This is a genomic window from Caulobacter sp. SRI_014 (assembly GCF_057586315.1).
The window spans coordinates 607,161-632,340 of record NZ_JBYCZQ010000002.1 but is presented as its reverse complement, the minus strand read 5'-3'; the positions used below and the strand labels follow the sequence as shown (position 1 = coordinate 632,340).

Below are 25,180 nucleotides of genomic sequence, written 5' to 3'. Positions count from 1 at the left end.
TCATCCGGGCGCCTGTGGCGGCGGTTGGTCGGCGCCGATGAAGGTCCAGATCGCATTCATCTCGGCGTCGGTCGTCAGGTTGTTGTGGTCCACGCCCTCCATGCGGAGGAACCGCTTGGGCGACGGCGCGGCCTCATAGAGGGCCTGGCCCAGCGCGAAGGGGATGGTCTGGTCGCGGTCGCCGTGGACGATCATGATCGGCATCTGGACGGACCCGATCAGCTTTCGGCTGTCGAACCGATCCTGCATCAGGGCATCGACCGGAATCCAGGCGAAATGGGGCCGGGCGACGTCAGCCGTGCTGGTGTAGGGCGCCTCAAGGATCAGGGCCCTGGCCGGATGGATGGCCGCCAGGCGCACGGCGACGCCCGTGCCCAGGCTGTAGCCGTTGATGACGATGCGCTGGACCGGGTAGCGCGCGGCCAGCCAGCCCCAGCCGGCCTCGGCGTCCATCGCCAGGCCCGCCTCGGTCGGCTTGCCGGTCGAACCGCTGAAGCCGCGATAGCCGACCGCCAGGAACCCCGCCCCGCGCTCCGCCCAGAGGCGGTATCGCCACTCATAGACCGACAGGCCCAGTGCATTGCCGGGCAGGAACAGGAAGACCGGCTGACCGTCCTCCGGCGGCAGATACCAGGCGACGAGGGTTTCGCCGTCGGACGTCTTGAGCTGGACCTGCTGGATCGGCGGGCCGTCGGGGTCGATGACCTGCGGCCGCGGGTCGGGCGCGTAGAGGAAGCGCCGCTGGTTGGCGAAGACGTAGCCGACCACGCCGCCATAGAGGACGGCGGCGACCAGCAGGGCAAGGAGCGCAAACCGCAGAAGCGGCGGAAAGGGCTTCCTGGCCGCCACCTACAGCCCCTTGAGGATCCCCTCGACCATCTTCTTGGCGTCGCCGAACAGCATCATGGTGTTGTCGCGGAAGAAGAGCTCGTTCTCGACGCCGGCGTAGCCCGAGCTCATGCCGCGCTTGACGAACAGAACGGTGCGGGCCTTTTCGACATCCAGGATCGGCATGCCGTAGATGGCGCTGGTCGGGTCGGTCTTGGCGGCCGGGTTGGTGACGTCGTTGGCGCCGATGACGAAGGCGACGTCGGCGGTCGAGAACTCGCTGTTGATGTCCTCCAGCTCGAAGACCTCGTCATAGGGGACGTTGGCCTCGGCCAGCAGCACGTTCATGTGGCCGGGCATGCGGCCGGCGACCGGGTGGATGGCGTACTTCACCTCGACGCCCTCCTCCTTCAGCTTGTCGCCCATCTCGCGCAGCGCGTGCTGGGCCTGGGAGACGGCCATGCCGTAGCCGGGGACGATGATGACCTTCGACGCGTTCTTCATGATGAAGGAGGCGTCGTCGGCGCTGCCCTGTTTGACCGGGCGGGTCTCGACCTTGCCGCCCGCCGCGGCGGCGGAATCGTCCGCCCCGAAGCCGCCGAGGATGACCGAGATAAAGCTGCGGTTCATCGCCTTGCACATGATGTAGCTGAGGATGGCGCCCGAGCTGCCGACCAGGGCGCCGGTGATGATCAGGGTGACGTTCTCGAGCGTGAAGCCGAGGGCCGCCGCCGCCCAGCCCGAGTAGCTGTTGAGCATGGAGACGACGACCGGCATGTCGGCCCCGCCGATCGGGATGATCAGGGTGATGCCGATCACCAGGCTGAGGGCGAAGATGGCCCAGAAGGCCCATTTGGCCTGGCCGCCGGTCATGACCAGATAGGCGACCAGCCCGACGATGGCGATCCCCAGCACGATGTTGAGCAGGTGACGGGCCGGCAGCAGGATCGGCGCCCCGCTCATGTTGCCGTTGAGCTTGGCGAAGGCGATGACCGAGCCGGTGAAGGTCACCGCCCCGATGGCCAGGCCGACGCCCAGCTCGATCAGCGACTGGGCGTGGATGTGCTGCGAGGTGCCGATACCGTAGGCTTCCGGCGCGTAGATGGCGGCCACCGCGACCAGGCAGGCGGCCATGCCGACCAGGCTGTGGAAGGCGGCGACCAGCTGCGGCATGGAGGTCATGGCCACCCGGCGGGCGATGATCGCCCCGATGCCGCCCCCGACCACCACCCCGGCCAGGATCAGACCAATTGTGATCGGATCGAGCAGCTTCTCGTTCCACAGCACCAGCAGGGTGGTGCCGACGGCGATGGCCATGCCGATCATGCCGTTGCGGTTGCCCGCCTGGCTGGTCACCGGGCTGGAGAGGCCGCGCAGGGCCAGGATGAAGAGGACGCCCGAGACGATATAGGCGATGGCGGCGAGGTTGGCGGTCATGCGGGGGTTCCCGTCTCGGCGGAAGGTGTCGAAGGAGGCATAGCGGCGCGGGGCCGCTGCATGCGGTAGAGGCTGTGGCCAGCCATGTAGAAGAAGAGGCCGGTGATCAGGCCGGTAAAGACCTTCGTCCAGAGCCCGTCGTCGGCGAAGGTCCGCAGGTTCGGCCAGCGCCAGAGGATGACGGCGGAGAGCAGGAGTCCCGTCAGCCAGAGCACAGCCCGGGCCCAGTTCTGGCGCGGGGCGTCAGCCAGGTTGAACAGGGTGAGGGCCAGCAGGAACGGCAGGCTCATGGGCGAGCCGAGGCCGTAGCGCCAGATCGCGACGCTGCCTACCAGGCCGACAACCACTAGCCCGGCGACAAAAACCCATCCGAAGGTCCGGTTGAAGGCGTCGTGCAGGGCCACGGTCTTCAGCAGCAGGAAGAAGAACAGGAGGGCCGCGACCACGGTCCCGCCAATGATCAGGACGGACATCATCGGACCGCTCATGACGCAGCGCCCCTGGCGAGGATGCGCTGCAGGGTCATCCCGGCGAAGGCCAGAGGCATGGCGACGAACAGGGCCATCAGGGTCCAGGCCCAGCCGTTCTGCGGGCCATCGACCAGGCTCTTGATCAGGACGGCGACGATGGCGCCGGCGGCGGCCACGCCGAGGGCGAACAGGCCGTACTGCAGGGCGCGGGGCGAAACGCGGAGCGCCGCCCGCATCAGGATCACGGGAGGCAGAAGGCCGAGGAAAGCGAAGTTGGCCGCCTGATTCCCGGCGCGCAGGGCGACGGTGACATCGGCCGTCATGGCCGCCAGGAAGACCGCGAGAACTCCGGCGATAGCCAGCGTCCGGCGAGGCCCGCCCAACCATTTCGGCAGGGCTTCCAGCAGATAAAAGCAGCCGATGTTCAGGCCGATGACGGCGCAGATCATGCCGACGAGTTCCAGCGGCGAGAGGCTCACTCCTCCCCTCCCCGGCGCTCTTCGCCGTCCCAGGGGGTGCGGGCCCGCACCGCGGCGATCAACTGCACGATCACCGCCGCCAGCAGCAGGGCCACGGCCAGGCCCGCCTGGATCAGGCCCGCGAGACCGAGGTTCTGGTGGATCATCAGGCTGAGCTGCATCAGGCCGAGCGCGGTCAGCAGCAGGCCGGCGCTGTTCAGCCAGCGGCGGCGCTTGAGCACCACCCAGATGTAGGCCCCGACGCCGACGAGACCGCCGATGCCGCAGAGGTAGCCGAGAAGTTGGGCGGTCAGTTGGTGGCTCATGCTGCGCTCACTCCTTCGCCAGCACGCTTCGCTGCGTGGACCAGGGTGAGGTTGAAGATCACAAAAAGCGCATCGAGCAGCACAATATTGCAGACCAGTAGCCATGACTGGTCCGCGTGAGCTTTCGACAGCAACGGATCGATCAACTGGACCATGATCACGAAGCCGGAGACCGGCAGAAAGGCCAGGCCCTTCAGGGTCGCCGCCAAGCCCTGCTGGCGCCCTTGCAGCCTCAGGGCCGTGGCAGCCAACAGGCCCACGGCCAGCGCGAGCTGCGCCAGCTTCAGGCCTGTCGCCATCTGGTCGGCCCAGATCGTGATCACCCCGCCTTGTCCTTCTTCTTGTACATGGCCAGCATCCGCTGGGTGACCAGGAAGCCGCCGAAGATGTTGACGGCGGCGAGGCCGGCGGCGACGGCGCCGGCGCCCTTCGAGATCCATACCGAGCCGGTCATCGCCTGGCCCGTGGCCGGATGGGCGGCGGCGGCGATCAGGGCGCCAACGATGATCACCGAGGAGATGGCGTTGGTCACGGCCATCAGCGGCGTGTGCAGGGCCGGGGTGACGCTCCAGACCACATAGTAGCCGACGAAGATGGCCAGGACGAAGATCGCCAGGCGGAAGATGGTGGGATCGACTTCCATGGAAACTCTCCTCGTGGGCCATCGGCCCGAATGTCTTGATCAGCCGGCCAGCTGGGGATGGACGACGGCGCCGCCCTTGGTGACCAGGGCGGCTTTCAGGATCTCGTCCTCATAGTCGGGGTTCAGCGCCCCCTCCTTGTCCAGCAGCAGGCCGGCGAAGGCCATCAGGTTGCGGGCGTAGAGGGCGCTGGCGTCGGTGGCGATGCGGCCGGGCAGGTTGGCGGCGCCGAGGATCTTGACCCCGTTGGCGGTGACGGCGGTCTCGCCGAGCCTGGCGCCCTCGACATTGCCGCCCTGTTCGACGGCGAGGTCGACGATGACGCTGCCGGGCTTCATCGAGGCGACCTGGGCGGCGGTGACCAGGCGCGGAGCCGGCCGGCCCGGGATCAGGGCGGTGGTGATGACGATGTCCTGCTTGGCGATGTGGCCGCTGAGCAGTTCGGCCTGTTTGGCCTGGTACTCGGGGCTCATCTCCTTGGCGTAGCCGCCGGCGGTCTGGGCGTTCTTGAACTCCTCGTCCTCGACGGCGAGGAATTTGGCCCCGAGGCTTTCGACCTGTTCCTTGGTGGCCGGGCGAACGTCGGTGGCGGTCACGACCGCGCCGAGGCGGCGGGCGGTGGCGATGGCCTGGAGGCCGGCGACCCCGACCCCCATGATGAAGACCTTGGCGGCGGCGACGGTGCCGGCGGCGGTCATCATCATCGGCAGGGCCTTGCCGAAGGCTTCGGCGCCTTCAATCACCGCGCGGTAGCCGGCCAGGTTGGCCTGGGAGGACAGGACGTCCATGACCTGGGCCCGGGTGATGCGCGGCACGAACTCCATGGCGAAGGCGCTGGCGCCGGCCTTGGCCAGGGCGTTCAGGGTGTCCTTGTCCTGGTGCGGATTGAGGGTGGCGACCACCGTGGCGCCGGCCTTCAAGGCGGCGATCTCGTCGGCCTCGGGGCCGCGCACCTTGAACAGGACGTCGGCGTCCTTGAGGGCGGCTTTCAGGGTCTTCTCGAGTTTGGCCCCGGCGGCTTCGTAGTCAGCGTCGGGATAGGAGGAGCCGGCGCCCGCGCCGGCTTCGACGGTGACGCTCCAGCCGGCGGCGATCAGCTTCTTGACCGTTTCGGGGGTGGCGGCAACGCGGGTCTCGCCCGCGCGACGTTCCTTGGTCACCGCAATCACGGCCATGCCGGACATCTCCCCCAAAGCACCAGTGTCGAACCCACTATGCGGGGCTCTTTAGGGGAGAATCTTGCCCCTTGTCGAGCCCGGGGATGCTGCGTCGCGAAAGAATATGCCGCGCCGCAAGGTAAACCGGAAACAACAACGCCGGCGCCCCGTGAAGATCGCCGGCGTTGGAAATCCGTGAAGTCGGGGAAGCCTAGTGGCCGCCGCCCTTCTTCTCGCGCAGGAAGACGATGCCGAGCACCAGCAGCACCAGGGCCGGCACCAGGCCGCCGATGAAGCCGGCCGGGGTGCAGAACCACAGGACCAGGGCCAGGATCGAGACGGCGAGGGCCAGGCTGCCCCACTTCGTCATGCCCATGACGGCATGGTAGGTGGCCACTTGCTCGTGAATGTCCATCTCGCCGCGGTGGTAGTCGTCAGCCATGGTGGGGTCCTGAAATTTCGCGTTGCGCGGGCGGGGATACAACGGCCCGGCCTTTGGCTCAAGCGGGCCAATAGCCGAACAGACATAATCTCCGTCATCCCGGCCGCAGCGAAGCGGAGAGCCGGGACCCAGGGGGACAGGATCTCGCTGCGTACGCTGCCTCCTTTAGCCGTGAACTTCACCCCCTGGGTCCCGGCTCAGCCCTGCGGGCTGTCCGGGATGACGGCGATTGAAGGCCTTCAGGCAGGGCTGGCCGCCGTGACCAGACGGCCGGTGATCCAGTCGAGGACCAGCCGTCCCTGGCCGGTGGCGCGCAGCCGGCCGCCGTCGGTCAACAGCAGGCCCTCGGCGGTGAGCGAGGCGACCTCGGGATGGTCGGGGCGAAGGCCCATCGGCGCCAGTTCGGCGAAGCCGACGCCCGCATCGATGCGCAGACCCATGAGCAGCCGTTCCTCCGCCGCCTCGACCGGCGACAGGGTCTCGCGCTCGGCGAAGCCCAGGCCCGTGTCGCTCACCGCGCGGATGTAGTCGCCGATACCGCGATGGGCGCCGGTGGCGGTGCGCAGCCCCTCCAGGGTCAGCCGGCCGTGGGCCCCGGGACCGGCGCCGACATAGTCCTGGCCGCTCCAGTAGACGAGGTTGTGGCGCGAGCGGGCGGCCGGGCCCCGGGCGTGGTTGGAGACCTCGTAGGCGTCGAACCCCTCAGCTTCCAGCACCGCCTGGGTGGTGTCGTAGAGGGCGGCGCCGAGCGTCTCGTCGGCCGGTTTGAAGGCCCCGCGCCGGACCGCGCGGTCGAAGGCGGTGCCGGTCTCGATAGTAAGTTGGTAGGGCGAGATGTGCTCCGCCCCCCAGCCGATGGCGGTGCGCAGCTCCTCGGCCCAGGTCTGTGGCGTCTGACCGGGACGGGCGTAGATCAGGTCGAGCGACAGCCGCGGGAACAGCCGGGCGGCCTCGGCGGCGGCGCGGCGGGCCGATCCGGCGTCGTGGTTGCGGCCGAGGAACCGGAGCGAGGCGTCGTCGAGCGCCTGGACGCCGAGCGACAGGCGGTTCACCCCGGCGTCGGCCAGGGCCGCGAACTGGCCTGTCTCGGCGTCGGTCGGGTTGGCCTCGAGGCTGATCTCCAGATCGGGGGCGGCGTCCCAGAGGCGGCGGGCGGCCTCGATCATGCTGGCCGCCGCCCGCGGGTCCATCAGCGACGGCGTGCCGCCGCCGAAGAAGATGGAGACCAGCCGCCGGGGACCGGTCAGGGCCCGCTGGGCCTCAAGGTCGGCGAGGATGGCGGCGGCGAGGTCGGCCTGCTCCCGGGTCTTGCCCCGGTCGCGCACCACATTGAAGTCGCAGTAGGGGCAGATGCGGGCGCAGTAGGGCCAGTGGATGTAGACGCCCAGGTCGGTCACTCGAAGAGAGCGGCCTTGAGCTTGGCGAAGGCGATGGCGCGGTGGCTCATGGCGTCCTTGGCCTGCGGGTCCATCTCGCCGAAGGTCTGGCTGTGGCCGGCGGGGACGAAGATGGGATCATAGCCGAAGCCCCGGTCGCCGCGCGCCGGGAAGGTCAGGGACCCGTGGACCTCGCCCTGCACCACCACGGAGGGACCGTCCGGCCAGGCGACGGCCAGGGCGCAGGTAAACCAGGCCGAGTGATCGTCCGACCCGGTCGCTTCCAGCCGTTCCTCGACCTTGCCCATGGCCACGGCGAAATCCTTGCCCGGCCCGGCCCAGCGGGCCGAGAAGATGCCGGGAGACCCCTCCAGCGCCGTCACCGACAGGCCGCTGTCGTCGGCCAGGGCGATCTTGCCCGAGATCTCGGCGGCGTGGCGGGCCTTCAGAAGCGCGTTGCCGACGAAGGTGGTTTCGGTTTCGTCCGGCTCGGGGATGTTCAGCTCGCCCGCCGTCAGCACGGTGAAACGGCCTTCGAGCAGGGCGTGCAGTTCGCGCGCCTTGCCGGGGTTGTGGGTGGCGGCGACGAGAGTCGTGCCGGCGGGAAGGATCAGGGCCATGGCCGCTTCATCCACCTCCAGCGGCGCGGGCGCAAGATTTCGCTGGCGCGGTCCCGTATGAACAGCGTTAAGATAGCCCCGAGCTGACTTCGGAGGAGGGAACCGGTGGCGGTCAATCTGGAAATCAACGGCAAGCCCGTGACCGTGAAAGCGGCTGACGACACCCCCCTGCTGTGGGTGGTGCGCGATGAGCTGGGCCTGACCGGCACCAAGTTCGGCTGCGGCATGGCCCAGTGCGGGGCCTGCACGGTCCATGTCGACGGCCAGGCGACGCGCAGCTGCGTCACCCCCGTCTCGGCCGTGGCCGGCATGAAGGTCACCACCATCGAGGGTCTGGGCGGCGCCCACCCGGCGCAGCAGGCCTGGGCCAAGCTGGACGTGCCGCAGTGCGGCTACTGCCAGTCGGGCCAGATCATGAGCGCCGCGGCCCTGCTGGCCGAGAAACCCAAGCCGACCGACGAGGACATCGACGCGGCGATGAGCGGCAACATCTGCCGCTGCGGGACCTATCAGCGCATCAAGGCGGCCATCAAGGAAGCGTCCGGCATCAGCGCCGCCCTGCCCAACACAGCCGCGGCCCCCGCCGCCGCCACGAAGTAGGAGCGAGACATGACCCGTTTCCTGCGCAACCTCGCCGAAAACACCTCTGAAGCCGTCCGCAAGGGCCTGAGCCGCCGCGAAGTCATCGTCACCGGCGTCGGCGCCGGCGGCGCCCTGCTGGTCGGCTGCAGCCTGCCTGACGCCATGAGCGCCGGCAGCCCCATCAAGCCGGGGGTCTTCGGGCCCTTCGTGAAGATCGACCCCGACGGCAGCGTCACCGTCGTCAACAAGCACATCGAGATGGGCCAAGGCAGCCACACGGGCCTCTCGGCCATGGTCGCCGAGGAGATGGACGCCGACTGGAACCGGGTGAAGATCGAGCAGTCGCCGGCCAACACCAAGCTCTACGCCAACACACTGATGGGCGTGCAGGGCACCGGCGGCTCGACCGCCATCGCCAACAGCTGGACCCAGTTCCGCAAGGCGGGCGCGGCGGCGCGGGCGATGTTCGTGCAGGCGGCGGCCAACCGCTGGCAAGTCAACGCCGCCGAGATCACCGTCAAGGACAGCATCGTCAGCCATGCGGCCTCCGGCAAATCGGCGGAGTTCGGCGAGCTGCTGGCCGACGCGGCCAAGGTGACGCCGCCGGCCGAGCCGGTGTTGAAGGACCCGAAAAACTTCACCCTGATCGGTAGCGACCGGGTGCGCCGCAAGGACACCGTGGCCAAGACCAACGGCACGGCCAGGTTCACCATCGATGTGCAGGAAGAAGGCCTGCTGGTCGCCATGGTCGCCCACTCGCCGCTGTTTGGCGGCAAGCTGAAGAGCTTCGATGACGCCGCCGCCCGCAAGGTTCCGGGCGTGGTCGATGTGTTCAAGATTCCGACCGGCGTGGCCGTGGTGGCGCAGAACACCTGGGCCGCCAAGCAGGGCCGCGACGCCGTCGTCGCCCAGTGGGACGACGCCAAGGCCGAGAAGCGCGGCAGCGACGCCCTGCTGGCCGACTACCGCAAGATCGGCGCCGGCCAGGGTCCGGCCGATCTGAAATGGGAGGCCTTCGACAGCAAGGGCGACCCGGCCTCGGTCACCGACGGCGAGGTCTTCGAGGCGACCTACGACTTCCCGTTCCTCAGCCACGCGCCGATGGAGACGATGGACTGCGTAGCGCGTGTGAAGGGCAACAGCGTCAAGCTCAGCTTCGGCTGCCAGTTCCCGACGCTCGACCAGCTCAACACCGCCAAGATCGTCGGCAACCTGCCCGGCGCCATCGAGATCGAGACCCTCTACACCGGCGGCAGCTTCGGCCGGCGGGCCAACTTCCAGTCAGACTTCGTCGTCGAATGCGTCCACATCGCCAAGAAGGTCGGCAAGGGTACGCCCGTGAAGCTGATCTGGACCCGCGAGGACGACATGCGGGCCGGCTACTTCCGGCCGATCGCCCACCATGCGGTCAAGGTGCGGCTGGACAAGGACGGCTTCCCGGCCGTCTGGACCCATCGGATCGTCACCCAGTCGTTGATGAAGGGCTCACCGATGGCCCCCAAGGGCATCGACACCTCGGCGGTCGAAGGGACCATGGGCTCGCCCTATTTGAAGGCCACCCCGATCGTCGACGCCAAGGCCCATATGCCAGACCTCGGCGTGCCGGTGCTGTGGTGGCGGTCGGTGGGCGCGACCCACACCGCTTACGTCATGGAGCACACCATCGACCAGCTGGCCCGCCGGGCCGGCAAGGACCCGGTCGAGTACCGCCGCACCCTCTATGAGAAGGCCGGGGCCAAGCGGCACCTGGCGGTCATGGACCTAGCGCTGGAAAAGGCCGGCCCGACCGCCGCCGACGGCTACACCCGCGGCATCGCCGTGCATGAGAGCTTCGGCTCGGTGGTCGCCCAGGTGGCCGAGGTCAAGATCGCCCCCGGCGGTCTGGAGCCCAAGGTCGGCCGGGTGGTCACCGCCATCGACTGCGGCGTCGCCATCGCCAGAGACCAGATCGCCTCCCAGATGGAGGGCGGCACCTGCTACGGCCTGTCGGCGGCCCTGTACGGCGAGGTCACCCTCAAGGACGGCCTGGTCCAGGAGACCAACTTCGACGGCTATCGCGTGCTGCGCATGAACGAGGCCCCGACGGTCGAGACCTACATCGTGCCGAGCGGCAACGCGCCGAGCGGGGCGGGCGAACCGGGCACACCGGTGATCGGGCCGGCGGTGGCCAATGCGCTGCTGGCGATGGGCAGGCCGGCGACCTTGAGCCAGCCGTTCGTGAAGCCGGTGAGGGCCTAGAGCCGGTCCTCGCGGTCCAGCGCTTCCAGGCCCTTGCGGACCTGGGTCAGGTGCAGGGTCGCCAGGAGTGGGGCCACCGTCAGGCGGACGCCGAGCCAGATCCAGGCGTTGTTGAGCGCCAGGTCGGGGGCGTAGCTCTCGAACTTCAGCCAGCCGCCGATGAGGAAGGCGATCGCCGGCACAGCCCACAGCGCCGCCCATTTGGGCGCGCGCAGCGTGACCTCATTGTCCCGGAACGCCACCGGCACCGACAGGTCGTCGGGCACACGCTTCTGGGCCGCCCAGGACATCGAGAACATGATGGCCAGGGCGAGAATCCAGAAGACGTCGCCGGCGATGGAGAGGCCCTGAATCACACGGTCACCTCTTTACACAGTTACCTGGGCGCCGAGCTCAACCACGCGGCCTGGCGGGATCTTGAAGAAGTCGGTCGGGTTGGCCGAGTTCTTCATCAGGAAGATGAACAGCTTGTCCTGCCAGAGCGGCATGCCGCTGTGGGCGCTGGGCACGATGGAGCGGCGGCCGAGGAAGACGCTGGTCGCCATGATGTCGAACTTCAGCCCCTGCTTGCGGCAGAGCGCGAGCGCCTTGGGCACGTTCGGCGATTCCATGAAGCCGTAGGTGATGATCAGCTTCTTGAAGTCGTCGTTGACCTTCTCGATCCTGACCCGCTGGTCCTCGGGCACGCGCGGCGTCTCGGCGCTGCGGACCGTGGCGATGATGTTCTTCTCGTGCAGCACCTTGTTGTGCTTGAGATTGTGCATCAGGGCCACCGGGGTGACGTCCGGGTCGCTGGTCAGGAAGATGGCGGTGCCCGGCGCGCGGTGCGGGGCGCGGGCCTCGAGGATGCCGATCAGATCCGTCAGCGGCACGGAGTCGCGCCGGGTCTTTTCGGTGAGGATCTGGCCGCCGCGCGTCCAGGTCCACATGATCACCACCAGCACCGCGCCGAACACCAGCGGCATCCAGGCGCCGTCCGGGATCTTCAGCAGGTTGGAAGAGATGAAGGTCAGGTCGAGCAGCAGCAGCGGCACCAGGACCAGCAGGGTGGTCGACCATTTCCATTTCCACAGGAAACGGATGATGACGAAGGCCAGCAGGGTGTCGACGAACATCGAGCCGGTGACGGCGATGCCGTAGGCGGCCGCCAGGGCCGTCGAGGTCTTGAAGCTGAACAGCAGGACCAGCACGCCGATCATCAGCATGGTGTTGACCTGCGGCACATAGATCTGGCCGGCCTGGGTCTCGCTGGTGCGGCGGATATCGATGCGCGGCAGCAGGCCGAGCGATACCGCCTGCTGGGTGACCGAGAAGGCGCCGGTGATCACCGCCTGGCTGGCGATGACGGTGGCGGCCGTGGCCAGCAGCAGGACCGGCCAGTAGACGACCTGCGGCACCATTTCCCAGAAGGGATTCAGCCGGGCTTCCGGGTGGGCGAGGATCGAGGCGCCCTGGCCCAGGTAGTTGAGGGCAAGGCAGGGGAAGACCAGGTAGAGCCAGCCGGCCTGGATCGGCTTCTTCCCGAAGTGACCCATGTCGGAATAGAGGGCCTCGGCCCCGGTCACGGCCAGGAAGACGCTGCCCAGGATGACAAAGCCCAGGAAGCCATTCTGGACGAGGAACATCACCCCGTAGTGGGGGCTGAGCGCCCGGAAGATCGAGAGGTCGTCGAACAGGTGGTAGAGGCCAAGGCCGCCGAGGACCAGGAACCAGACCAGGGTGATCGGACCGAAGAAGGCGGCCATGCGGTGGGTGCCGCGCGACTGCACGAGGAACAGGACGATAAGGATGCCGGCCGAGATCGGCACGATCCACTTGTCGACCCGTCCGCCGAGGCCAGGGGCGTCCTTCAGGCCCTCGATCGCCGAGAGCACCGAGATGGCCGGGGTGATGATGCCGTCGCCATAGAACAGCGCTGCGCCGATCACGCCCAGGAAGAAGACGGTGGCCGAGCGCTTGCCGTTCGGTTTGGCCAGGGTTTTCCGGGCCAGGGCCATCAGCGCCAGCGTGCCGCCCTCGCCCTTGTTGTCGGCCCGCATCAGCAGCAGGACGTACTTCAGCGTCACAACCAGGATCAGGGCCCAGATGACCAGGGAGACCACGCCGAGCACGGCCAGTTCGCTGGTCACGCCGCTGCGGGTGTGGTGCAGGGCCTCGCGCATCGCATAGAGCGGGCTGGTGCCGATGTCGCCGAACACAACGCCGATGGCGCCGATGGCCAGCATCCAGAAGCCGCCGTGGCCGTGGCCTTCGGTGGTCTGGTGGGGGTCTGCGGGGGTGTGAAGCGGCTCTCCGGCGGCGGAAGAGGCGGTATCGGCGGGCTCAGCGGCCATGCGATCAGACGTCCAGCGGCCAGGAACCGGCCAACGGATAGCACCACGACGGCGCGGCGGGCGCGATACACCCTTTCCACAAGCGCTTCAATCGCCCACCGGTTTCGCGACGATTCGGCCAGCCCATTGTGTGCAACCCCTCAGGCGCCTACCTTTTCACCAACCGCCGATGTCAGACAGCCAGAAATTCCCCGTTGCCGCCCATGCGCTGGCCTATCTCGCCCACAAGGAAGCGGATGCGCCCGCGCGCGCCGTCTCCTCGGCGGAGCTGGCCGCCTCGATGCCGACCAACCCGGTGGTGGTGCGGCGGGTGACCGCCATGCTGGCCAGGGCCGGACTGATCGCCACCCGCATGGGCGCCGGCGGCGGCGCCTGGCTGACGCGCGATCCGGCGCAGATCACCCTCGACGAGGTGCTGCGGGCCGTCGACGGCTGCACCCACCTGGGCGTCGCGCCCGCCGGGGTGAAGGGCTGTCCCGTGGGAGAGCGGATTCCCGACGCCGTCAGCGCCGCCATTCGGGCCGCCGACAGCGCCGCGTCGGAGCGTCTGGGCAAGATCACCGTCCTCGATCTGCTCGCTGAACCCGAGAAGAACGCCAGCGCCGCTTGAATGAGGACGCGGCGCAGGTCAGTTTCCCCCTAACGCTACTTCGGGAACTCAACGCCGCATGGCCCGCCGCCTCGCCCTGATCACCGGCGCCTCAGCCGGCATCGGCGCCGCCTTCGCCCGCATCTATGCCGCTCACGGCTATGACGTCGCCCTGACCGCGCGCCGGGCCGACAAGCTCACCCAGCTGGCCGAAGAGATTTCCCTGCGCTCGGGCGTCGAGACCCTGACCATCGCCGCCGACCTGACCGAGCCGGGCGCGCCGGACGCCATCCTGGCCCAGCTGGCCGCCCACGGCCGCGACGTCGACGCCCTGGTCAATAACGCCGGCTATGGCCTGCCCGGCGTCTATGCCGACAGCAAATGGGATGCCCAGAAGGACTTCATCCAGGTGATGGTCACCGCCCCGTCGGAGCTGGCCCACCGGGTGGTCCCCGGCATGCTCGACCGCAAGTTCGGCCGCATCGTCAACGTCGCCTCCCTGGCCGGGCTGATGCCGGGCGCGGCCGGCCATACGCTGTACGCGGCTTCCAAGAGCTTCCTGGTCCGTTTCAGCCAGAGCCTGCACCTGGAGACCGAGAACACCGGCGTCCATGTGACCGCCCTGTGCCCCGGCTTCACCTACAGCGAATTCCACGACGTCAACGGCACCCGCGACCTGGTCTCGAGTTCTACCCCAGACTGGCTGTGGCTGGGGGCCGACGAGGTCGCCGCCAACGGCTACGAGGCGGCCGAGGCCAACCGGCCGGTCTGCGTCCCCGGGGCGCCGAACAAGACCATCGCCGCCCTGGTCAAGCTGATCCCCGACGAATGGATGCTGGCCCTGCTGGCCAGCCAGGGCGGGCGGTTCCGGAATACCCGCGCCTAGCGGTCAGCGGCGTAGGGCGCGGCCGCCGCCGGGGTGATCAGGCCCCGCGTGGTGTCCGAGACACCCACGATGATGAACTGCACCGCCATGGCGCAGAGGATCAGCCCCAGCACCCGCACGATGATGGTCATGCCGATGCGGCCCAGGAGCCGACTGATCACCGGCGTCAGCCAGAAGCAGATCATGGTCGCCAGCGACACCGCGAACAGAGCCGCCACCGCCGCCGCGTCGCCGACCCAGCCCAGGGCCTTGGCCTCGCTGGCGTAGATGACCACCGTCGAGATGGCCCCCGGACCGATCAGCAGCGGCATGGCGAAGGGCACGACCAGCCGCTCGAACCGGCGGCGGGCATAGGCGGCGGCCCCTTCCTTCTCGCCGATCTCGGCGGCGTCGGCGAATTTGGCGGTGAAGTCGTCGCGCGCCATGTCGAGACCAAGCAGGAAGAGGATCACCCCGCCGGCGATGCGGAAGGCGGCCAGCGAAATCCCGAAGAACTCCAGCAGGGTCAGGCCGGTGAAATAGAAGAAGGCCAGGAACAGGAAGGCGAAGATGCAGATGTACAGCGCCACCATCCGCCGCCCCGACGCCAGCGCCCCCGCCGTGGCCGCCGCGAACACCGGCACGTTGCCGATCGGGTCGATCAGGGCGAACAGGGCGACGAAGAAGTTGACGAAGAGGTCGGTGGCGCTCATTCAGCCTCTCTAGCCCAAAACTCGAAGATTCGCGCGCAGAACACTGTTTCGCCGCGTCCGGAGCTAGCCATGACTGCAGACCCTCGCCTGATCGTCGCCCTCGACCTGGCCACCCGCGCCGAGGCGGAGGATCTGGTTGAGACGTTGGGCGACAGCGTCTCGTTCTACAAAATCGGTCTGCAGCTGTTGGCGACGGGCGGCATGGAGATGGCCCGCGACCTCAAGGCGCGGGGCCGCTCGGTCTTTCTGGACTGGAAGCTGCACGACATCGGCGCGACGGTGGAGAAGGCGACGGCGGCCATTGTCGGCACGGGCGCCTGCGACCTGTTGACGGTGCATGCCCATCCCCAGGTCATGCGGGCGGCCGTCGCGGGCCGGGGCGGCGAGCGGTCGGCGAAGATTCTCGGCGTCACGGTGCTGACCAGCCTGACCGGCCAGGACCTGGCCGAGATGGGCTACGGCATGGGCGTCGAGGCCCTGATCGAACGCCGGGTGCGCCAGGCTGTCGACGCCGGCATCGACGGCGTCGTCGCCAGCCCGCATGAGGCCCACATCGCCCGGCGGATCGGCGGCCCGGACTTCCTGGTCGTCACCCCCGGCGTGCGCCCGGCCGGCGCCGCGATGAATGATCAGGCGCGCGCCGCAACCCCGGCCGACGCCCTGGCCGGGGGCGCCAGCCATCTGGTGGTGGGACGCCCGATCACGGCGGCGGATGATCCGCGAGCAGCGGCGCGGGCGATCAGCGCCGAAATGGCGGGGGCCATGGCCGCCTAGTTGGCAATAATTGCCAACCATGGCACACTGCCTGCCATGGCGACGCGCAACATCAATCTGACAACCACGCTCGACCAGTTCGTCGAGCAGAAGGTCGCGACCGGCGAGTTTCAGAACGCCAGCGAGGTCGTACGCGCCGGGCTTCGCCTGCTCTCGGAGCGGGATCAGGATCGGGCGGCGAAGATCGAGGCCCTGAAGGCAGCGATCCAGGTCGGCCTCGATGACCTGGATCGGGGGGACTACGAGGTCATCCACGATATCGAAGCCTGGGTCGGCGAACTGGGTCGGCGGGCCGGCGATTGAGGCGGCTGATCGTTGCCGCAACCGCTCGCCGGCAGTTCGTTCAAATCGTCAGAGAGAGCGAAACGCTGCACGGGTCTGGAGCGGCCGACCGCTATCGAAGATTGATCGCCCAGGCCTTTCGGATACTCGCCGATGAGCCGGCTCAGCCTGCGGCCCAGGCCCGGGGCTATGCGCCCTCGGATTTGACCTTCTATCATCTGAGGCACGTCGCCAGAGGAATGTCCGTTCATGATCGGGTCCAACGGCCGAGACACTTCGTTGTATATCGGCATGACGACCATCAGGTGGAGATCGTTCGGCTCCTGCACGACGCCATGGACTTGCCCGGCCAGTTCACCTGAGCCTCAAGCTCGTTTCCAGTCGCCCGACTTGCCGCCGGTCTTTGAGATCAGCCGCACGCTGTCGATGACCATGCCTTTGTCGGCGGCCTTCAGCATGTCGTAGAGGGTCAGGCACGCCACCGAGACCGCCGTCAGGGCCTCCATCTCGACGCCGGTCGGGCCGGTGGTGCGGACCGTCGCGGTGACTTCGAAGCCATCGTCGCAAGGGGTCACAACCACCCCGACCTTGCTCAGCGCCAGGGGATGGCACAGCGGGATCAGGTCACTGGTGCGTTTGGCGGCCATGACGCCGGCCAGTTCGGCGGTGGTGATGACGTCGCCCTTGGCGGCCTTGCCGGATATGGCGAGGTCGCGAACCTCAGCAGAGGTTCGGATCAGCCCCGTCGCCACCGCTTCGCGCGCCGTCGAAGCCTTGTCGGAAACATCGACCATGCGGGCCCGGCCCTGGTCGTCGAGGTGGGTCAGGCGGCTCATGCCTCCAGCAGCCTCGGCATCAGCTCGACCATGTTGCAGGGCCGATGACGGGAATCCAGCTGAGCGGCGATGACCTTGTCCCAACCATCCTTCACCGCCCCGTTCGAGCCCGGAAGGCAGAAGACGAACACTCCGCCGACGATACCGGCCAGGGCCCGCGACTGCAGGGTCGAGAGACCCACCGTCTGGTAGCTGACCAGGTGGAAGATCACCGAAAAGCCGTCGATCTCCTTGTCGAACAGCGGCCGCACCGCCTCGGGCGTCACGTCGCGGCCGGTCAAGCCGGTGCCGCCGGTGGTGACAATGGCGTCGACCGAACCCGAGGCGACCCAGGCGTTGATCTGCATGCGGATGTCGCTGACGTCGTCCTTGACCATCTTCTTGTCGGCCAGTTCGTGGCCGGCGCCGGTCACCCGCTGCGCCAGCAGGTGGCCGGAGGTGTCGCTTTCCTCGTCGCGGGTATCGGAGACGGTCAGCACAGCGACACGCACCGGCTTGAAGGCCCAGGCCTCGTCGATCTTGCCGCCAATGTTCAAGGTCATGCGTCTTTCTCCGTGTCCCAGCGCGCGGCGTCGGTCCTATCCTGCGCCGTGGGTTCGATCCAGCGAGCGCCGTCCGGCCCATGCTCCTTCTTCCAGAACGGAGCGCGGGATTTCAGCCAGTCCATCAGATGGTCGCAGGCCTCGAAGGCGGCGCGGCGATGGGCGGCGGCGCAGGCGACGAAGACAATGGCTTCGCCGGGCGCAATGGCCCCGACGCGGTGGACGACCATGGCGTCCTGCAGCCCGAACCGGTGGATGGCGGCGTTGACGATTCTGGTGATCTCGACGTCGGTGAAGCCTTCATAGGCCTCAAGCTCGAGCGCGGTGGTCGTCCCACGTTCGGCGCGGGCGAGGCCCGTGAAGCTGGCGATGGCCCCTGTCTCCTCGCGGCCGGCCGAGAAACGGGTCAGGAGCTGGCCCGGATCGAACGACGCGGTCTGCAGGGTGACGCTCATCCGCCGCTCATCGGCGGCAGGAAGGCGACTTCGCTGGTCGGGGTGAGGGCGACATCCGCGCGGACCAGGGCCTTGTCGACGGCGACCTGGACCGATGGACCGGCGAGGGCCTCGGCCAGATGCGGATCAGCCGACAGCGCTGCGCGAAGCTCGGCCAGGGTGGCGGCCTCAAACGTCTTTTCCCGCCAGCCGGCGAGGTCGGCGAAGCGGCCGAACAACAGAACCCGGGCCATCAGCCGCCCGTCGTCGACATGTGGCGGGCCACCGACGGGGCCCCACCGATGTGGAAGTCGTGGCCCTTGGGCTTGCCCATGATCGCCGTCCGGATGGCGTCCGCGAGCTCGGCGTCGGAGCCGCCGTCGCGCATCACGGCGCGAAGGTCGGTGGCGTCGTCCTGGCCCAGACAGGTGTGCAGGGTGCCGGTGCAGGTCAGGCGCACGCGGTTGCAGGCCTCGCAGAAATTGTGGCTCAGCGGGGTAATCAGTCCGAGGCGTCCGCCCGTCTCCGCGATCCGTACATAGCGGGCCGGGCCGCCGGTCGAGAGCGGCAGGTCCTCCAGGGTCCAGTAGCTGGCCAGCTCGTCGCGGACGGCTTTGAGGCTGAGGTACTGGTCGGTGCGGTCGGCCTCGATCTCGCCCATCGGCATGGTCTCGATCAGGGTCAGGTCCATGCCCTCGCCGTGGGCCCACTGGATCAGGGCCGGGATCTCGGCGGCGTTATCACGGGCCAGGGCGACGGTGTTGATCTTCAGCTGAATGCCGGCGGCGCGGGCGGCCTCGAGCCCAGCCAGCACCTGGGCGAGGTCGCCGCCCCGCGTCAGGGTGCGGAAGAGGTCTGGCTTGAGGGTGTCGAGCGAGACGTTGATGCGGCGCACCCCCAGCTCGGCGAGCTCGGCGGCATGGTGGGCCAGGCGGGTGCCGTTGGTGGTCAGGGTCAGTTCCTGCAGCGCGCCGCTGGCCAGATGGCGCGACAGGTTCCGCACCAGCTCCATGAAGCCTTTGCGGACCAGGGGTTCGCCCCCGGTCAGCCGCAGCTTCTTCACCCCGAGGCCGATGAAGACCGAGGCGACCCGGTCGAGTTCCTCGAGCGACAGGACCTCGGCCTTGGGCAGGAAGACCATCCGCTCGGCCATGCAGTAGACACAGCGCAGGTCGCAGCGGTCGGTCACCGACACCCGCAGGTAGGAGACGCGGCGCGCGAAGGCGTCGAGCAAAGGCTGCTCTGCGGCGGTCGCTTGCGCGGGAGGGGCGTCGTAGGGTGTCATTCCGATCCAAGATAGGCGCGAAGCGGGCGAGGTGACAGTGGGGGCGACAGAGGCGCGTTCACGACCAGCGACAAGATGGCAGGCGCTGGTTCTGGCCGGGGGCCTGAGTGTTCGGTTCGGTGCGCCCAAACTTCTGGCGCCCTGGAACGGCGGACTGCTCATCGACGGAGCGCTGCGGGCCGCCTTCGACGCGCCGGCCGAGGGCGTCACGGTCGTGACCGGCGGCCATGCGGCGGGGGTCAGCGCCGCCGCCCGGGCCTTCGCCGAGGGCCTCGGACAGGCCGACCGCCTGACCCTGGTCCATGCCGCCGACCATGGCGAAGGCCTGTCGGCTTCGCTGCGGGCCGGGATCGTCAGCCTGCCCGACGATTGCGACGGCGTCTTCGTCTTCCTGGCCGACATGCCGGCCATTCCACGCTTCGTCGCCAACGCCCTGGCCGAGGCCATGAGCCCCGACCACGACGCCGCCGCCCCGACCTTCGAGGACCGGCGCGGCCACCCGGTGCTGCTCGGCCGGGCGCTGTTCGAGCCGATCCGCCATCTGACCGGCGACCATGGGGCCGGCCACCTGCTCAAGGGCCTCGGCGACCGGCTGGCGCTGGTCCCGACCTATGAGGCCGGCATCCACAAGGACATCGACCGTCCGCAGGACCTCTGAGGGCCGCCCACAAGCCGCCGCAATGGTTCGGCGTCATCGGCCCCATGTTCGACCGCCGCGCCCTGCTGATCGCCGCCCCTGCCCTGCTGCTGCCCGTTGCGGCGCGGGCGCAGGCTGCCGAATGGGGCGAGCGCCTGGTCGCGGCGGCCCGGAGCCAGGTTGGCCGGACCCTTCATTACGACCCGGCCTATGTCCGCCTCGCCTACCCCGGCGGCGATGTGGCCATCGAGCGCGGGGTCTGCAGCGACGTGGTCATCCGCGCCTATCGCGCCGCCTTTGATCTGGACCTGCAGGAGCGGGTGCATCGCGACATGGCCGCCAACTTCGCCGCCTATCCGCGCACCTGGGGCCTGCGCGGGCCCGACCGCAACATCGACCACCGCCGGGTGCCCAATCTGGAGGTCTTCCTGCATCGCAGAGGAGCCCGGCTGGCGCTGCTCAGCCCCTGGCGGGCCGGCGACCTGATCACCCAGAGGCTGATGCCCGGCAACCTGCCCCACATCGCCATCGCCACAGGCCAACGCACCGCCCAGGGCGAGGAGATCATCATCGAGAACATCGGCGGTGGAACCAAGGTCGCGACGCCACATCCCTCGGCCCAGCTCTTCGGCCACTATCGCCTGGCGCCCAACGGGGCCTGAAACCCCGAAAAATCCCCCGGCGGGGTTGACCCAAACGCCCCTTGGGCGTTGAAGGCGCGCACCTCTGTTTTTGCCCAGCACAAGGATCGCGCCGGTGGCCGACAAGAAGATCAAGAAGGTCGTTCTCGCCTATTCGGGAGGGCTCGACACCTCGATCATCCTCAAATGGCTGCAGACCGAGTACGGCGCGGAGGTGGTGACCTTCACCGCCGACCTTGGACAGGGCGAGGAGCTCTCGCCGGCCCGCGAGAAGGCCCTGCTGCTCGGCATCAAGCCCGAGAACATCTTCGTCGAGGATCTGCGCGAGGAATTCGTCCGCGACTACGTCTTCCCGATGTTCCGGGCCAACACGGTGTACGAGGGCCAGTACCTGCTGGGCACCTCCATCGCCCGGCCGCTGATCGCCAAGACCCAGATCGATATCGCCCGCAAGGTCGGGGCCGACGCCGTCTCCCACGGCTCGACCGGCAAGGGTAACGACCAGGTGCGGTTCGAGCTCGGCTACTATTCGCTGGAGCCGGACATCACCGTCATCGCCCCCTGGCGCGAATGGGACTTCAAGAGCCGCGAGGCCCTGCTGGAGTTCGCCGAGCAGCACCAGATCCCGATCGCCAAGGACAAGCGCGGCGAGGCCCCGTTCAGCGTCGACGCCAACCTGCTGCACAGCTCCTCCGAGGGTAAGGTGCTGGAAGACCCGGCGGTCGAGGCTCCCGAGTTCGTCCACATGCGCACGATCTCGCCTGAGGACGCGCCGGATGCGCCGACCATCTTCACCATGGACTTCGAGCGCGGCGACCCCGTGGCCATCAACGGCGAGGCCCTGTCGCCGGCGGCCCTGCTGACCAAACTCAACCAGCTGGGCCACGACAACGGCGTCGGCCGCCTGGACCTGGTCGAGAACCGCTTCGTCGGCATGAAGAGCCGCGGCGTCTACGAGACCCCCGGCGGGACCATCCTGCTGGCCGCCCACCGCGGCATCGAGAGCATCACGCTGGACCGGGGCGCCATGCACCTGAAGGACGAGCTGATGCCGCGCTATGCGTCGCTCATCTACAACGGCTTCTGGTTCGCCCCCGAGCGGCTGATGCTGCAGGCGGCCATAGACTTCAGCCAGGAGAAGGTGACCGGCCAGGTGCGGGTCAAGCTCTACAAGGGCAACGTCAGCATCATCGGCCGCTCCAGCCCCTACAGCCTGTACGACCAGGAGCTGGTGACCTTCGAAGAGGGCAAGGTGGCCTATGACCAGCGCGACGCCGCCGGCTTCATCAAGCTGAACGCCCTGCGCCTGCGCGGCCTGGCCAAGCGGGCCAAGCGCGACCTCTAGGGTCGATCCGGGGCGATCCTGAGCACCCGGCCGGCCTTGTCGTCGGTCAGCCAGATCGCTCCGTCGCGGGCCACCGCCACCCCGACGGGCGCCCCCTGCTTTCGCGCCTTCGTCGCGCCCCAGCCGGGGGTCAGCACCAGGGCGTCAGCCGCCGGACCCGGACCGTAGAGGCGGGGCTTGCCGCCATAGATCGGATAGCGGGCGCGGGCGTTCGGGATCGGCACGCCGCGCGCGTCGGTGCGGAAGGCGACGAGGCGGCCGCCGGTCGAGCGATAGCCGTGCCAGGTCATCAAGAGGCGACCCCGCAGCTGCGGGAACATCGCTCCGTCGTACCAGAGCATGTCGAGCGGGGCGGCATGGGGCGGAAGCAGGAGGTCCGCCTTGAACGCGCCCGGCCCCCGACACTGAAAGGTCCGGCTCCTGTTGGGACCCCAACCGGGCGATGGCGCGCCCGAGGCGTCGCAATAGGGCCAGCCGTATCGCGGGACACCGCTCTTGCCCGGATCGCGGATGACGTTGATCTCGTCGAACGGCGCCCAGCGCGTCGGGGTATCGTAGCTGTTTTCCGCCTGAAGCACGGTCCCCGACGGATGGACGGCCAGGGCCACCGAGTTGCGGAGGCCCGTCGCCGCCACGGTCCAGGTTGGCCCCCAGCCCCCCTTGCCGTCCGGCGCATAGCGCCGCAGCAGGGCCGAGCCGTTCAGATGCGCCGCTTCCGTGCAGAGATCACCCGGCGGTTGGCCCCGCTCGTCCAGGCACTGGTCGGAGGGCGCCCCGATGTTGACGATCAGCGCTCCGTCAGGCGCGAAGACGAACTTCGACAGCGGGTGGCGGTTTTCGTGCAGCCGGTTGTCGGGCAGGCCGGTGATCACCGCCTCTATGGTCGCTGAAGGGTTCCGGGCCTCGGGATTGAAGCGGAAGATGCGGCTCATCTCGCCAACGTAGATTTTGCCGTCGGGGCCGAGCGCCAGGGCATGCGGCAGATAGAGGCCCGCGATCAGGCGCGTGAGGCGGGGCGCGCGGCCCGGCGCGGCGCTGAGCCGCCATATGGCGCCCCGGTCCGTCCCCCAGCCGCCGAGATCACTGACGATCCAGTCGCCCCCGGGCAGCTGGACCAGGGACCGCGGCAGGCGGATCAGGCGCGGGCTGGCTGGCGAAACGACCTCACCGGCGCAGTAGCCCCTGGCCATGCCGATGTCGGTGCGGGGATAGCCGTCGCAGGTGGCCGCCGGCTGGGCGGCGGCCGGGGCGGCAAGGGACAGCAGGAACAGGGCGGTGAGGCCAAGGATGCGCATTGGGCAATTGATCGGCGCCGAAACGACCCGGTCAACCGCCCTCTCCCCTCAGTCGTCCAGGCGGTTGTACGGATACCGGTCGCGGATTTCGCTTTGGAAGAACTGCCCTTGCGATTCCGCCGCCACGAAACTTCGGTGCACCTCGCCGGGGACACCGACGTAGACGTACTCGCCGCCGCTCGTGAATCTCACGAACAGTTTGCCGTGGGTCTGCTTGTAGCGAATGCGGTCGATGGCGGTGGACTGCTCCGGCATGGGGCCTCCAGGGTTCGTCCGTAGACTGGCTTAACGCACCGAACGGCAAACGTTTCCGCCCTTGCCACGGCGGCGATCCGTGTCAGCTTGCCGTCCATGAGCAAGGGCATGACACGATTGATCCCGCTGGCGCTGCTGCTGGGCCTGCTTGCAGGGCCGGCGGCTGCCGGGGATGTCCGCTGCCTTATGGCGAATCTGCCGGCCGACAAGCGGGCCGAGGTCGAGGCCCTCTACGCCCGCGACGTCGATGAGGGCCTGGCCTCCAGCCTCTACAGCGAGGCCGACTTCGAGACCATGCTGACCGCCTGCCATATCACGACACAGGACGAGGACCAGCTGTCCGCCGCCGCCCAGGCCCTGGCCGGCTATGAGGCCGAAACCGGGGTGGCCCTGTGGCTGAAGACCAACCGGGACATCGACGACGCCACATTGCAAAAGGTGTGGCGGGCCAGCCGGGCGGCCGATCCGGTCGTGGCCGAGAAGGCCATGGCGAGCCCGGAAGTGGTCGCCGAGCTGGTCTTCGAACTGGCGGCCAAGCTTGGGCTGGAGGACGAGGAGGACCTCGGCAACCTCGCCGCCTACGTCACCGCCCGCCTGCTGCGCCAGCTCAACGAGACCCGGTTCTGAAGGTCGCAACCCTCCGGTTTGCAAGGCGCGCGAACCGTGACAGCCTCCCGGCAGCCGGGACAACCGGCGGGGAGGCAAAACCATGCAAGACCAACACGCCCTGGTGGCCATCGTCACCTGTCTGTCGCTGCTCGTCGTCATCTGGATGATGATGCGGGTCGGCGGGGCCCGTGGCCGCACGGGCATCGACGCTCCGGCCATGACCGGCCATCCGGATCTGGAGCGCCATGTCCGGGTGCATCTGAACACCCTCGAGAGCCTGCCGATCTACCTGACCAGCCTGTGGCTGTTCACCATCATCTACCCGACCTTCCCGTTCAACGACCTGCTCGCCGCCGGCCTGGGCCTGGTGTGGATCGTCGGCCGGCTGATGTACGCCATGGGCTATGTGAAGGACCCCGGCGCCCGCTCGATGGGCTTCCTGGTCCAGGGCCTGGCCATCGTCGTCCTGCTGCTGGGCGCCCTCGGCAAGGCCGTCTGGGTGCTGATCCAGGTCGGCGCATGAGTATGATCGATCCCGTCCTGTTCAAGGCCGAGGACCAGTCATCCCGTTCGCAGGACAGGGTGTTCGACTGATGATCCGCTTGTTTTCGACGATCCTCACCGCCCTGGCCGGTTGCCTCCTGCTGGCGGCGCCGGCCCTGGCGGGTGATGTCTCCTGCGTCCCCGGCGCCCTGCCGGCCTCGCTGAAGGCATCGATCTCGGCGGACTTCGACAGGACCGGCCGTCTGGGCGACATCGCCAGGGCGCTGGGCGTCCCGGCCCTCGGCGAAGCTATCACCACCTGTGGCCTGGCCAGGAGCGAGGCGGTGACGCGGGCGGCGGTCAACCTGGTGATCGAACGGGAACTCACGCGGGTTCTGGAGAAAGACGGGGTCAGCGCCGCCACCCTCGAAGCGGCCTGGCAGGCGACGCCGCTGGATCAACGGCTGGCGGCGCGGGCGTCATCGGTCCTGGACGCCGCCAAAGCGGTTCGGGGCACAGGCGCCCTGACCGATACCGTCAAGGTCCGTCTCGCGGCGCTCGGCGTGTCCGACCCGCCGAAGTTGCTGCAGATGTTCGTCATCGCCCGGCTGCGTCGGGAGAGCTGGGAAAGCCAGTTCTAGGCCGCCAGGCCCTAGACCCTTTCAGGTTTTGATGTACGCATCAAAA

Annotated in this window: 34 protein-coding genes and 1 pseudogene; 14 read left to right on the top strand and 21 right to left on the bottom strand. The window is 68.5% G+C overall.

All coding sequences use genetic code 11. The features are described 5' to 3' along the window. The 9 genes from AC2YG9_RS08595 to AC2YG9_RS08555 form a co-directional block, all read right to left on the bottom strand. Positions 1–849 (bottom strand): alpha/beta hydrolase, encoded by an 849-nt coding sequence (locus AC2YG9_RS08595; protein WP_487297537.1) that lies wholly within the window; start codon positions 847–849, stop codon positions 1–3. Further along, on the bottom strand, positions 850–2,265 hold the full coding sequence (locus AC2YG9_RS08590; protein ID WP_487297536.1) for an NAD(P)(+) transhydrogenase (Re/Si-specific) subunit beta: 1,416 nt from the start codon (positions 2,263–2,265) through the stop codon (positions 850–852). It abuts the gene before it with no gap. Continuing rightward, positions 2,262–2,753 (bottom strand): hypothetical protein, encoded by a 492-nt coding sequence (locus AC2YG9_RS08585; protein ID WP_487297535.1) that lies wholly within the window; start codon positions 2,751–2,753, stop codon positions 2,262–2,264. Before AC2YG9_RS08585 ends, AC2YG9_RS08590 begins: the two co-directional genes overlap by 4 nt. After that, complete coding sequence (locus AC2YG9_RS08580; RefSeq protein ID WP_487297534.1) at positions 2,750–3,214, bottom strand: hypothetical protein; 465 nt, start codon at positions 3,212–3,214, stop codon at positions 2,750–2,752. The genes AC2YG9_RS08585 and AC2YG9_RS08580 overlap by 4 nt, the downstream gene beginning before the upstream one ends. Beyond that, positions 3,211–3,519 carry a hypothetical protein gene (locus tag AC2YG9_RS08575; RefSeq protein ID WP_487297533.1) on the bottom strand — a complete coding sequence of 103 codons (309 nt, stop codon included), beginning with the start codon at positions 3,517–3,519 and terminating at the stop codon, positions 3,211–3,213. Before AC2YG9_RS08575 ends, AC2YG9_RS08580 begins: the two co-directional genes overlap by 4 nt. Next, positions 3,516–3,842 (bottom strand): hypothetical protein, encoded by a 327-nt coding sequence (locus AC2YG9_RS08570; RefSeq protein ID WP_487297532.1) that lies wholly within the window; start codon positions 3,840–3,842, stop codon positions 3,516–3,518. The genes AC2YG9_RS08575 and AC2YG9_RS08570 overlap by 4 nt, the downstream gene beginning before the upstream one ends. Continuing rightward, positions 3,839–4,162: a proton-translocating transhydrogenase family protein gene (locus tag AC2YG9_RS08565; protein WP_487297531.1), complete on the bottom strand. Its 324-nt coding sequence runs from the start codon at positions 4,160–4,162 to the stop codon at positions 3,839–3,841. Before AC2YG9_RS08565 ends, AC2YG9_RS08570 begins: the two co-directional genes overlap by 4 nt. Positions 4,163–4,201: 39 nt before the next feature. Beyond that, a complete protein-coding gene (locus AC2YG9_RS08560) occupies positions 4,202–5,335 on the bottom strand; it encodes a Re/Si-specific NAD(P)(+) transhydrogenase subunit alpha (protein ID WP_487297530.1) in 1,134 nt (377 codons plus the stop codon). Between the two features lie 193 nt (positions 5,336–5,528). After that, positions 5,529–5,759, bottom strand: coding sequence for an aa3-type cytochrome c oxidase subunit IV (locus tag AC2YG9_RS08555; protein ID WP_487297529.1), 231 nt, complete (start codon positions 5,757–5,759; stop codon positions 5,529–5,531). A 95-nt stretch (positions 5,760–5,854) separates the two neighbouring features. On the opposite strand from AC2YG9_RS08555, the pseudogene AC2YG9_RS08550 reads away from it, so the two are divergent. After that, positions 5,855–5,992 (top strand): annotated as a pseudogene (locus AC2YG9_RS08550) (hypothetical protein); the annotation flags it as partial. A 6-nt stretch (positions 5,993–5,998) separates the two neighbouring features. Here AC2YG9_RS08550 and hemW read toward each other — a convergent pair. Both hemW and rdgB read right to left on the bottom strand, forming a co-directional pair. Next, the gene (hemW, locus tag AC2YG9_RS08545; protein ID WP_487297528.1) at positions 5,999–7,156 is read right to left on the bottom strand and encodes a radical SAM family heme chaperone HemW; all 1,158 of its coding nucleotides are present in this window, start codon (positions 7,154–7,156) and stop codon (positions 5,999–6,001) included. Then, positions 7,153–7,755, bottom strand: coding sequence for an RdgB/HAM1 family non-canonical purine NTP pyrophosphatase (gene rdgB / locus AC2YG9_RS08540; protein WP_487297527.1), 603 nt, complete (start codon positions 7,753–7,755; stop codon positions 7,153–7,155). Before rdgB ends, hemW begins: the two co-directional genes overlap by 4 nt. A 105-nt stretch (positions 7,756–7,860) precedes the next feature. On the opposite strand from rdgB, the gene AC2YG9_RS08535 reads away from it, so the two are divergent. Both AC2YG9_RS08535 and AC2YG9_RS08530 read left to right on the top strand, forming a co-directional pair. Further along, a complete protein-coding gene (locus AC2YG9_RS08535; protein ID WP_487297526.1) occupies positions 7,861–8,355 on the top strand; it encodes a (2Fe-2S)-binding protein in 495 nt (164 codons plus the stop codon). A 9-nt stretch (positions 8,356–8,364) separates the two neighbouring features. After that, complete coding sequence (locus AC2YG9_RS08530) at positions 8,365–10,575, top strand: xanthine dehydrogenase family protein molybdopterin-binding subunit (RefSeq protein ID WP_487297525.1); 2,211 nt, start codon at positions 8,365–8,367, stop codon at positions 10,573–10,575. On the opposite strand, the gene AC2YG9_RS08525 is transcribed toward AC2YG9_RS08530, so the two are convergent. Together AC2YG9_RS08525 and AC2YG9_RS08520 are read right to left on the bottom strand one after the other, a co-directional pair. Further along, entirely contained in the window at positions 10,572–10,931 is a 360-nt protein-coding gene (locus tag AC2YG9_RS08525; RefSeq protein WP_487297524.1) for a hypothetical protein, read from the bottom strand. The two genes, AC2YG9_RS08530 and AC2YG9_RS08525, sit on opposite strands and share 4 nt — an antisense overlap. A gap of 12 nt (positions 10,932–10,943) precedes the next feature. Beyond that, positions 10,944–12,908, bottom strand: coding sequence for a potassium transporter Kup (locus tag AC2YG9_RS08520; protein WP_487297523.1), 1,965 nt, complete (start codon positions 12,906–12,908; stop codon positions 10,944–10,946). A gap of 169 nt (positions 12,909–13,077) precedes the next feature. Between AC2YG9_RS08520 and AC2YG9_RS08515 the strand changes: the two genes are divergently transcribed. Both AC2YG9_RS08515 and AC2YG9_RS08510 read left to right on the top strand, forming a co-directional pair. Continuing rightward, positions 13,078–13,518, top strand: coding sequence for an Rrf2 family transcriptional regulator (locus tag AC2YG9_RS08515; RefSeq protein WP_487297522.1), 441 nt, complete (start codon positions 13,078–13,080; stop codon positions 13,516–13,518). A 58-nt stretch (positions 13,519–13,576) separates the two neighbouring features. Continuing rightward, positions 13,577–14,383, top strand: coding sequence for an SDR family NAD(P)-dependent oxidoreductase (locus tag AC2YG9_RS08510; RefSeq protein ID WP_487297521.1), 807 nt, complete (start codon positions 13,577–13,579; stop codon positions 14,381–14,383). Here AC2YG9_RS08510 and AC2YG9_RS08505 read toward each other — a convergent pair. Next, positions 14,380–15,075 carry a MarC family protein gene (locus AC2YG9_RS08505; RefSeq protein WP_487297520.1) on the bottom strand — a complete coding sequence of 232 codons (696 nt, stop codon included), beginning with the start codon at positions 15,073–15,075 and terminating at the stop codon, positions 14,380–14,382. The genes AC2YG9_RS08510 and AC2YG9_RS08505 overlap by 4 nt on opposite strands. Positions 15,076–15,144: 69 nt before the next feature. Here AC2YG9_RS08505 and pyrF point away from each other — a divergent pair, with 69 nt between their 5' ends. From pyrF to AC2YG9_RS08490, 3 genes are read left to right on the top strand one after another with little or no spacing between them, the layout of a single operon-like run. Continuing rightward, a complete protein-coding gene (pyrF, locus tag AC2YG9_RS08500) occupies positions 15,145–15,849 on the top strand; it encodes an orotidine-5'-phosphate decarboxylase (protein ID WP_487297519.1) in 705 nt (234 codons plus the stop codon). A 36-nt stretch (positions 15,850–15,885) separates the two neighbouring features. After that, positions 15,886–16,152, top strand: coding sequence for a type II toxin-antitoxin system ParD family antitoxin (locus tag AC2YG9_RS08495; RefSeq protein ID WP_487297518.1), 267 nt, complete (start codon positions 15,886–15,888; stop codon positions 16,150–16,152). Beyond that, on the top strand, positions 16,149–16,493 hold the full coding sequence (locus tag AC2YG9_RS08490) for a type II toxin-antitoxin system RelE/ParE family toxin (protein WP_487297517.1): 345 nt from the start codon (positions 16,149–16,151) through the stop codon (positions 16,491–16,493). The genes AC2YG9_RS08495 and AC2YG9_RS08490 overlap by 4 nt, the downstream gene beginning before the upstream one ends. Positions 16,494–16,496: 3 nt before the next feature. Here AC2YG9_RS08490 and moaC read toward each other — a convergent pair whose 3' ends face one another. From moaC to moaA, 5 genes are read right to left on the bottom strand one after another with little or no spacing between them, the layout of a single operon-like run. Then, on the bottom strand, positions 16,497–16,967 hold the full coding sequence (moaC, locus tag AC2YG9_RS08485; protein ID WP_487297516.1) for a cyclic pyranopterin monophosphate synthase MoaC: 471 nt from the start codon (positions 16,965–16,967) through the stop codon (positions 16,497–16,499). After that, positions 16,964–17,509, bottom strand: a complete 546-nt coding sequence (gene moaB, locus AC2YG9_RS08480; RefSeq protein WP_487297515.1) for a molybdenum cofactor biosynthesis protein B — start codon at positions 17,507–17,509, stop codon at positions 16,964–16,966. Before moaB ends, moaC begins: the two co-directional genes overlap by 4 nt. After that, positions 17,506–17,964, bottom strand: coding sequence for a molybdenum cofactor biosynthesis protein MoaE (locus tag AC2YG9_RS08475; RefSeq protein ID WP_487297514.1), 459 nt, complete (start codon positions 17,962–17,964; stop codon positions 17,506–17,508). Before AC2YG9_RS08475 ends, moaB begins: the two co-directional genes overlap by 4 nt. After that, positions 17,961–18,197 carry a MoaD/ThiS family protein gene (locus tag AC2YG9_RS08470; RefSeq protein ID WP_487297513.1) on the bottom strand — a complete coding sequence of 79 codons (237 nt, stop codon included), beginning with the start codon at positions 18,195–18,197 and terminating at the stop codon, positions 17,961–17,963. Before AC2YG9_RS08470 ends, AC2YG9_RS08475 begins: the two co-directional genes overlap by 4 nt. Continuing rightward, on the bottom strand, positions 18,197–19,228 hold the full coding sequence (gene moaA, locus AC2YG9_RS08465; RefSeq protein ID WP_487297512.1) for a GTP 3',8-cyclase MoaA: 1,032 nt from the start codon (positions 19,226–19,228) through the stop codon (positions 18,197–18,199). The genes AC2YG9_RS08470 and moaA overlap by 1 nt, the downstream gene beginning before the upstream one ends. Positions 19,229–19,259: 31 nt before the next feature. Here moaA and AC2YG9_RS08460 point away from each other — a divergent pair, with 31 nt between their 5' ends. The 3 genes from AC2YG9_RS08460 to AC2YG9_RS08450 all read left to right on the top strand — a co-directional run bounded on the left by AC2YG9_RS08460 (position 19,260) and on the right by AC2YG9_RS08450 (position 21,851). Further along, positions 19,260–19,886, top strand: a complete 627-nt coding sequence (locus AC2YG9_RS08460) for a nucleotidyltransferase family protein (protein WP_487297511.1) — start codon at positions 19,260–19,262, stop codon at positions 19,884–19,886. Positions 19,887–19,930: 44 nt separating this feature from the next. After that, positions 19,931–20,527, top strand: coding sequence for a DUF1287 domain-containing protein (locus AC2YG9_RS08455; protein ID WP_487297510.1), 597 nt, complete (start codon positions 19,931–19,933; stop codon positions 20,525–20,527). Between the two features lie 94 nt (positions 20,528–20,621). Continuing rightward, a complete protein-coding gene (locus tag AC2YG9_RS08450) occupies positions 20,622–21,851 on the top strand; it encodes an argininosuccinate synthase (protein ID WP_487297509.1) in 1,230 nt (409 codons plus the stop codon). Here AC2YG9_RS08450 and AC2YG9_RS08445 read toward each other — a convergent pair. Then, positions 21,848–23,146 carry a PQQ-dependent sugar dehydrogenase gene (locus AC2YG9_RS08445; RefSeq protein WP_487297508.1) on the bottom strand — a complete coding sequence of 433 codons (1,299 nt, stop codon included), beginning with the start codon at positions 23,144–23,146 and terminating at the stop codon, positions 21,848–21,850. The genes AC2YG9_RS08450 and AC2YG9_RS08445 overlap by 4 nt on opposite strands. A gap of 48 nt (positions 23,147–23,194) precedes the next feature. After that, the gene (locus AC2YG9_RS08440; RefSeq protein ID WP_487297507.1) at positions 23,195–23,401 is read right to left on the bottom strand and encodes a KTSC domain-containing protein; all 207 of its coding nucleotides are present in this window, start codon (positions 23,399–23,401) and stop codon (positions 23,195–23,197) included. Positions 23,402–23,509: 108 nt separating this feature from the next. Here AC2YG9_RS08440 and AC2YG9_RS08435 point away from each other — a divergent pair, with 108 nt between their 5' ends. The 3 genes from AC2YG9_RS08435 to AC2YG9_RS08425 all read left to right on the top strand — a co-directional run bounded on the left by AC2YG9_RS08435 (position 23,510) and on the right by AC2YG9_RS08425 (position 25,134). Further along, positions 23,510–24,028, top strand: a complete 519-nt coding sequence (locus tag AC2YG9_RS08435; RefSeq protein WP_487297506.1) for a hypothetical protein — start codon at positions 23,510–23,512, stop codon at positions 24,026–24,028. Between the two features lie 82 nt (positions 24,029–24,110). Beyond that, positions 24,111–24,533: an MAPEG family protein gene (locus AC2YG9_RS08430; protein WP_487297505.1), complete on the top strand. Its 423-nt coding sequence runs from the start codon at positions 24,111–24,113 to the stop codon at positions 24,531–24,533. Positions 24,534–24,603: 70 nt separating this feature from the next. Then, on the top strand, positions 24,604–25,134 hold the full coding sequence (locus AC2YG9_RS08425; RefSeq protein WP_487297504.1) for a hypothetical protein: 531 nt from the start codon (positions 24,604–24,606) through the stop codon (positions 25,132–25,134). Positions 25,135–25,180: the final 46 nt, after the last annotated feature.

Bases quoted from the DNA above. Each gene is read 5' to 3' on its own strand.
- AC2YG9_RS08590 (WP_487297536.1), bottom strand. From the start codon at position 2,265: ATGACCGCCAACCTCGCCGCCATCGCCTATATCGTCTCGGGCGTCCTC.
- AC2YG9_RS08585 (WP_487297535.1), bottom strand. From the start codon at position 2,753: ATGAGCGGTCCGATGATGTCCGTCCTGATCATTGGCGGGACCGTGGTC.
- AC2YG9_RS08575 (WP_487297533.1), bottom strand. From the start codon at position 3,519: ATGAGCCACCAACTGACCGCCCAACTTCTCGGCTACCTCTGCGGCATC.
- AC2YG9_RS08565 (WP_487297531.1), bottom strand. From the start codon at position 4,162: ATGGAAGTCGATCCCACCATCTTCCGCCTGGCGATCTTCGTCCTGGCC.
- AC2YG9_RS08560 (WP_487297530.1), bottom strand. From the start codon at position 5,335: ATGGCCGTGATTGCGGTGACCAAGGAACGTCGCGCGGGCGAGACCCGC.
- AC2YG9_RS08555 (WP_487297529.1), bottom strand. From the start codon at position 5,759: ATGGCTGACGACTACCACCGCGGCGAGATGGACATTCACGAGCAAGTG.
- rdgB (WP_487297527.1), bottom strand. From the start codon at position 7,755: ATGGCCCTGATCCTTCCCGCCGGCACGACTCTCGTCGCCGCCACCCAC.
- AC2YG9_RS08530 (WP_487297525.1), top strand. From the start codon at position 8,365: ATGACCCGTTTCCTGCGCAACCTCGCCGAAAACACCTCTGAAGCCGTC.
- AC2YG9_RS08520 (WP_487297523.1), bottom strand. From the start codon at position 12,908: ATGGCCGCTGAGCCCGCCGATACCGCCTCTTCCGCCGCCGGAGAGCCG.
- AC2YG9_RS08515 (WP_487297522.1), top strand. From the start codon at position 13,078: ATGTCAGACAGCCAGAAATTCCCCGTTGCCGCCCATGCGCTGGCCTAT.
- AC2YG9_RS08510 (WP_487297521.1), top strand. From the start codon at position 13,577: ATGGCCCGCCGCCTCGCCCTGATCACCGGCGCCTCAGCCGGCATCGGC.
- AC2YG9_RS08505 (WP_487297520.1), bottom strand. From the start codon at position 15,075: ATGAGCGCCACCGACCTCTTCGTCAACTTCTTCGTCGCCCTGTTCGCC.
- pyrF (WP_487297519.1), top strand. From the start codon at position 15,145: ATGACTGCAGACCCTCGCCTGATCGTCGCCCTCGACCTGGCCACCCGC.
- AC2YG9_RS08495 (WP_487297518.1), top strand. From the start codon at position 15,886: ATGGCGACGCGCAACATCAATCTGACAACCACGCTCGACCAGTTCGTC.
- moaC (WP_487297516.1), bottom strand. From the start codon at position 16,967: ATGAGCCGCCTGACCCACCTCGACGACCAGGGCCGGGCCCGCATGGTC.
- moaB (WP_487297515.1), bottom strand. From the start codon at position 17,509: ATGACCTTGAACATTGGCGGCAAGATCGACGAGGCCTGGGCCTTCAAG.
- AC2YG9_RS08475 (WP_487297514.1), bottom strand. From the start codon at position 17,964: ATGAGCGTCACCCTGCAGACCGCGTCGTTCGATCCGGGCCAGCTCCTG.
- AC2YG9_RS08470 (WP_487297513.1), bottom strand. From the start codon at position 18,197: ATGGCCCGGGTTCTGTTGTTCGGCCGCTTCGCCGACCTCGCCGGCTGG.
- moaA (WP_487297512.1), bottom strand. From the start codon at position 19,228: ATGACACCCTACGACGCCCCTCCCGCGCAAGCGACCGCCGCAGAGCAG.
- AC2YG9_RS08455 (WP_487297510.1), top strand. From the start codon at position 19,931: ATGTTCGACCGCCGCGCCCTGCTGATCGCCGCCCCTGCCCTGCTGCTG.
- AC2YG9_RS08445 (WP_487297508.1), bottom strand. From the start codon at position 23,146: ATGCGCATCCTTGGCCTCACCGCCCTGTTCCTGCTGTCCCTTGCCGCC.
- AC2YG9_RS08440 (WP_487297507.1), bottom strand. From the start codon at position 23,401: ATGCCGGAGCAGTCCACCGCCATCGACCGCATTCGCTACAAGCAGACC.
- AC2YG9_RS08435 (WP_487297506.1), top strand. From the start codon at position 23,510: ATGACACGATTGATCCCGCTGGCGCTGCTGCTGGGCCTGCTTGCAGGG.
- AC2YG9_RS08430 (WP_487297505.1), top strand. From the start codon at position 24,111: ATGCAAGACCAACACGCCCTGGTGGCCATCGTCACCTGTCTGTCGCTG.
- AC2YG9_RS08425 (WP_487297504.1), top strand. From the start codon at position 24,604: ATGATCCGCTTGTTTTCGACGATCCTCACCGCCCTGGCCGGTTGCCTC.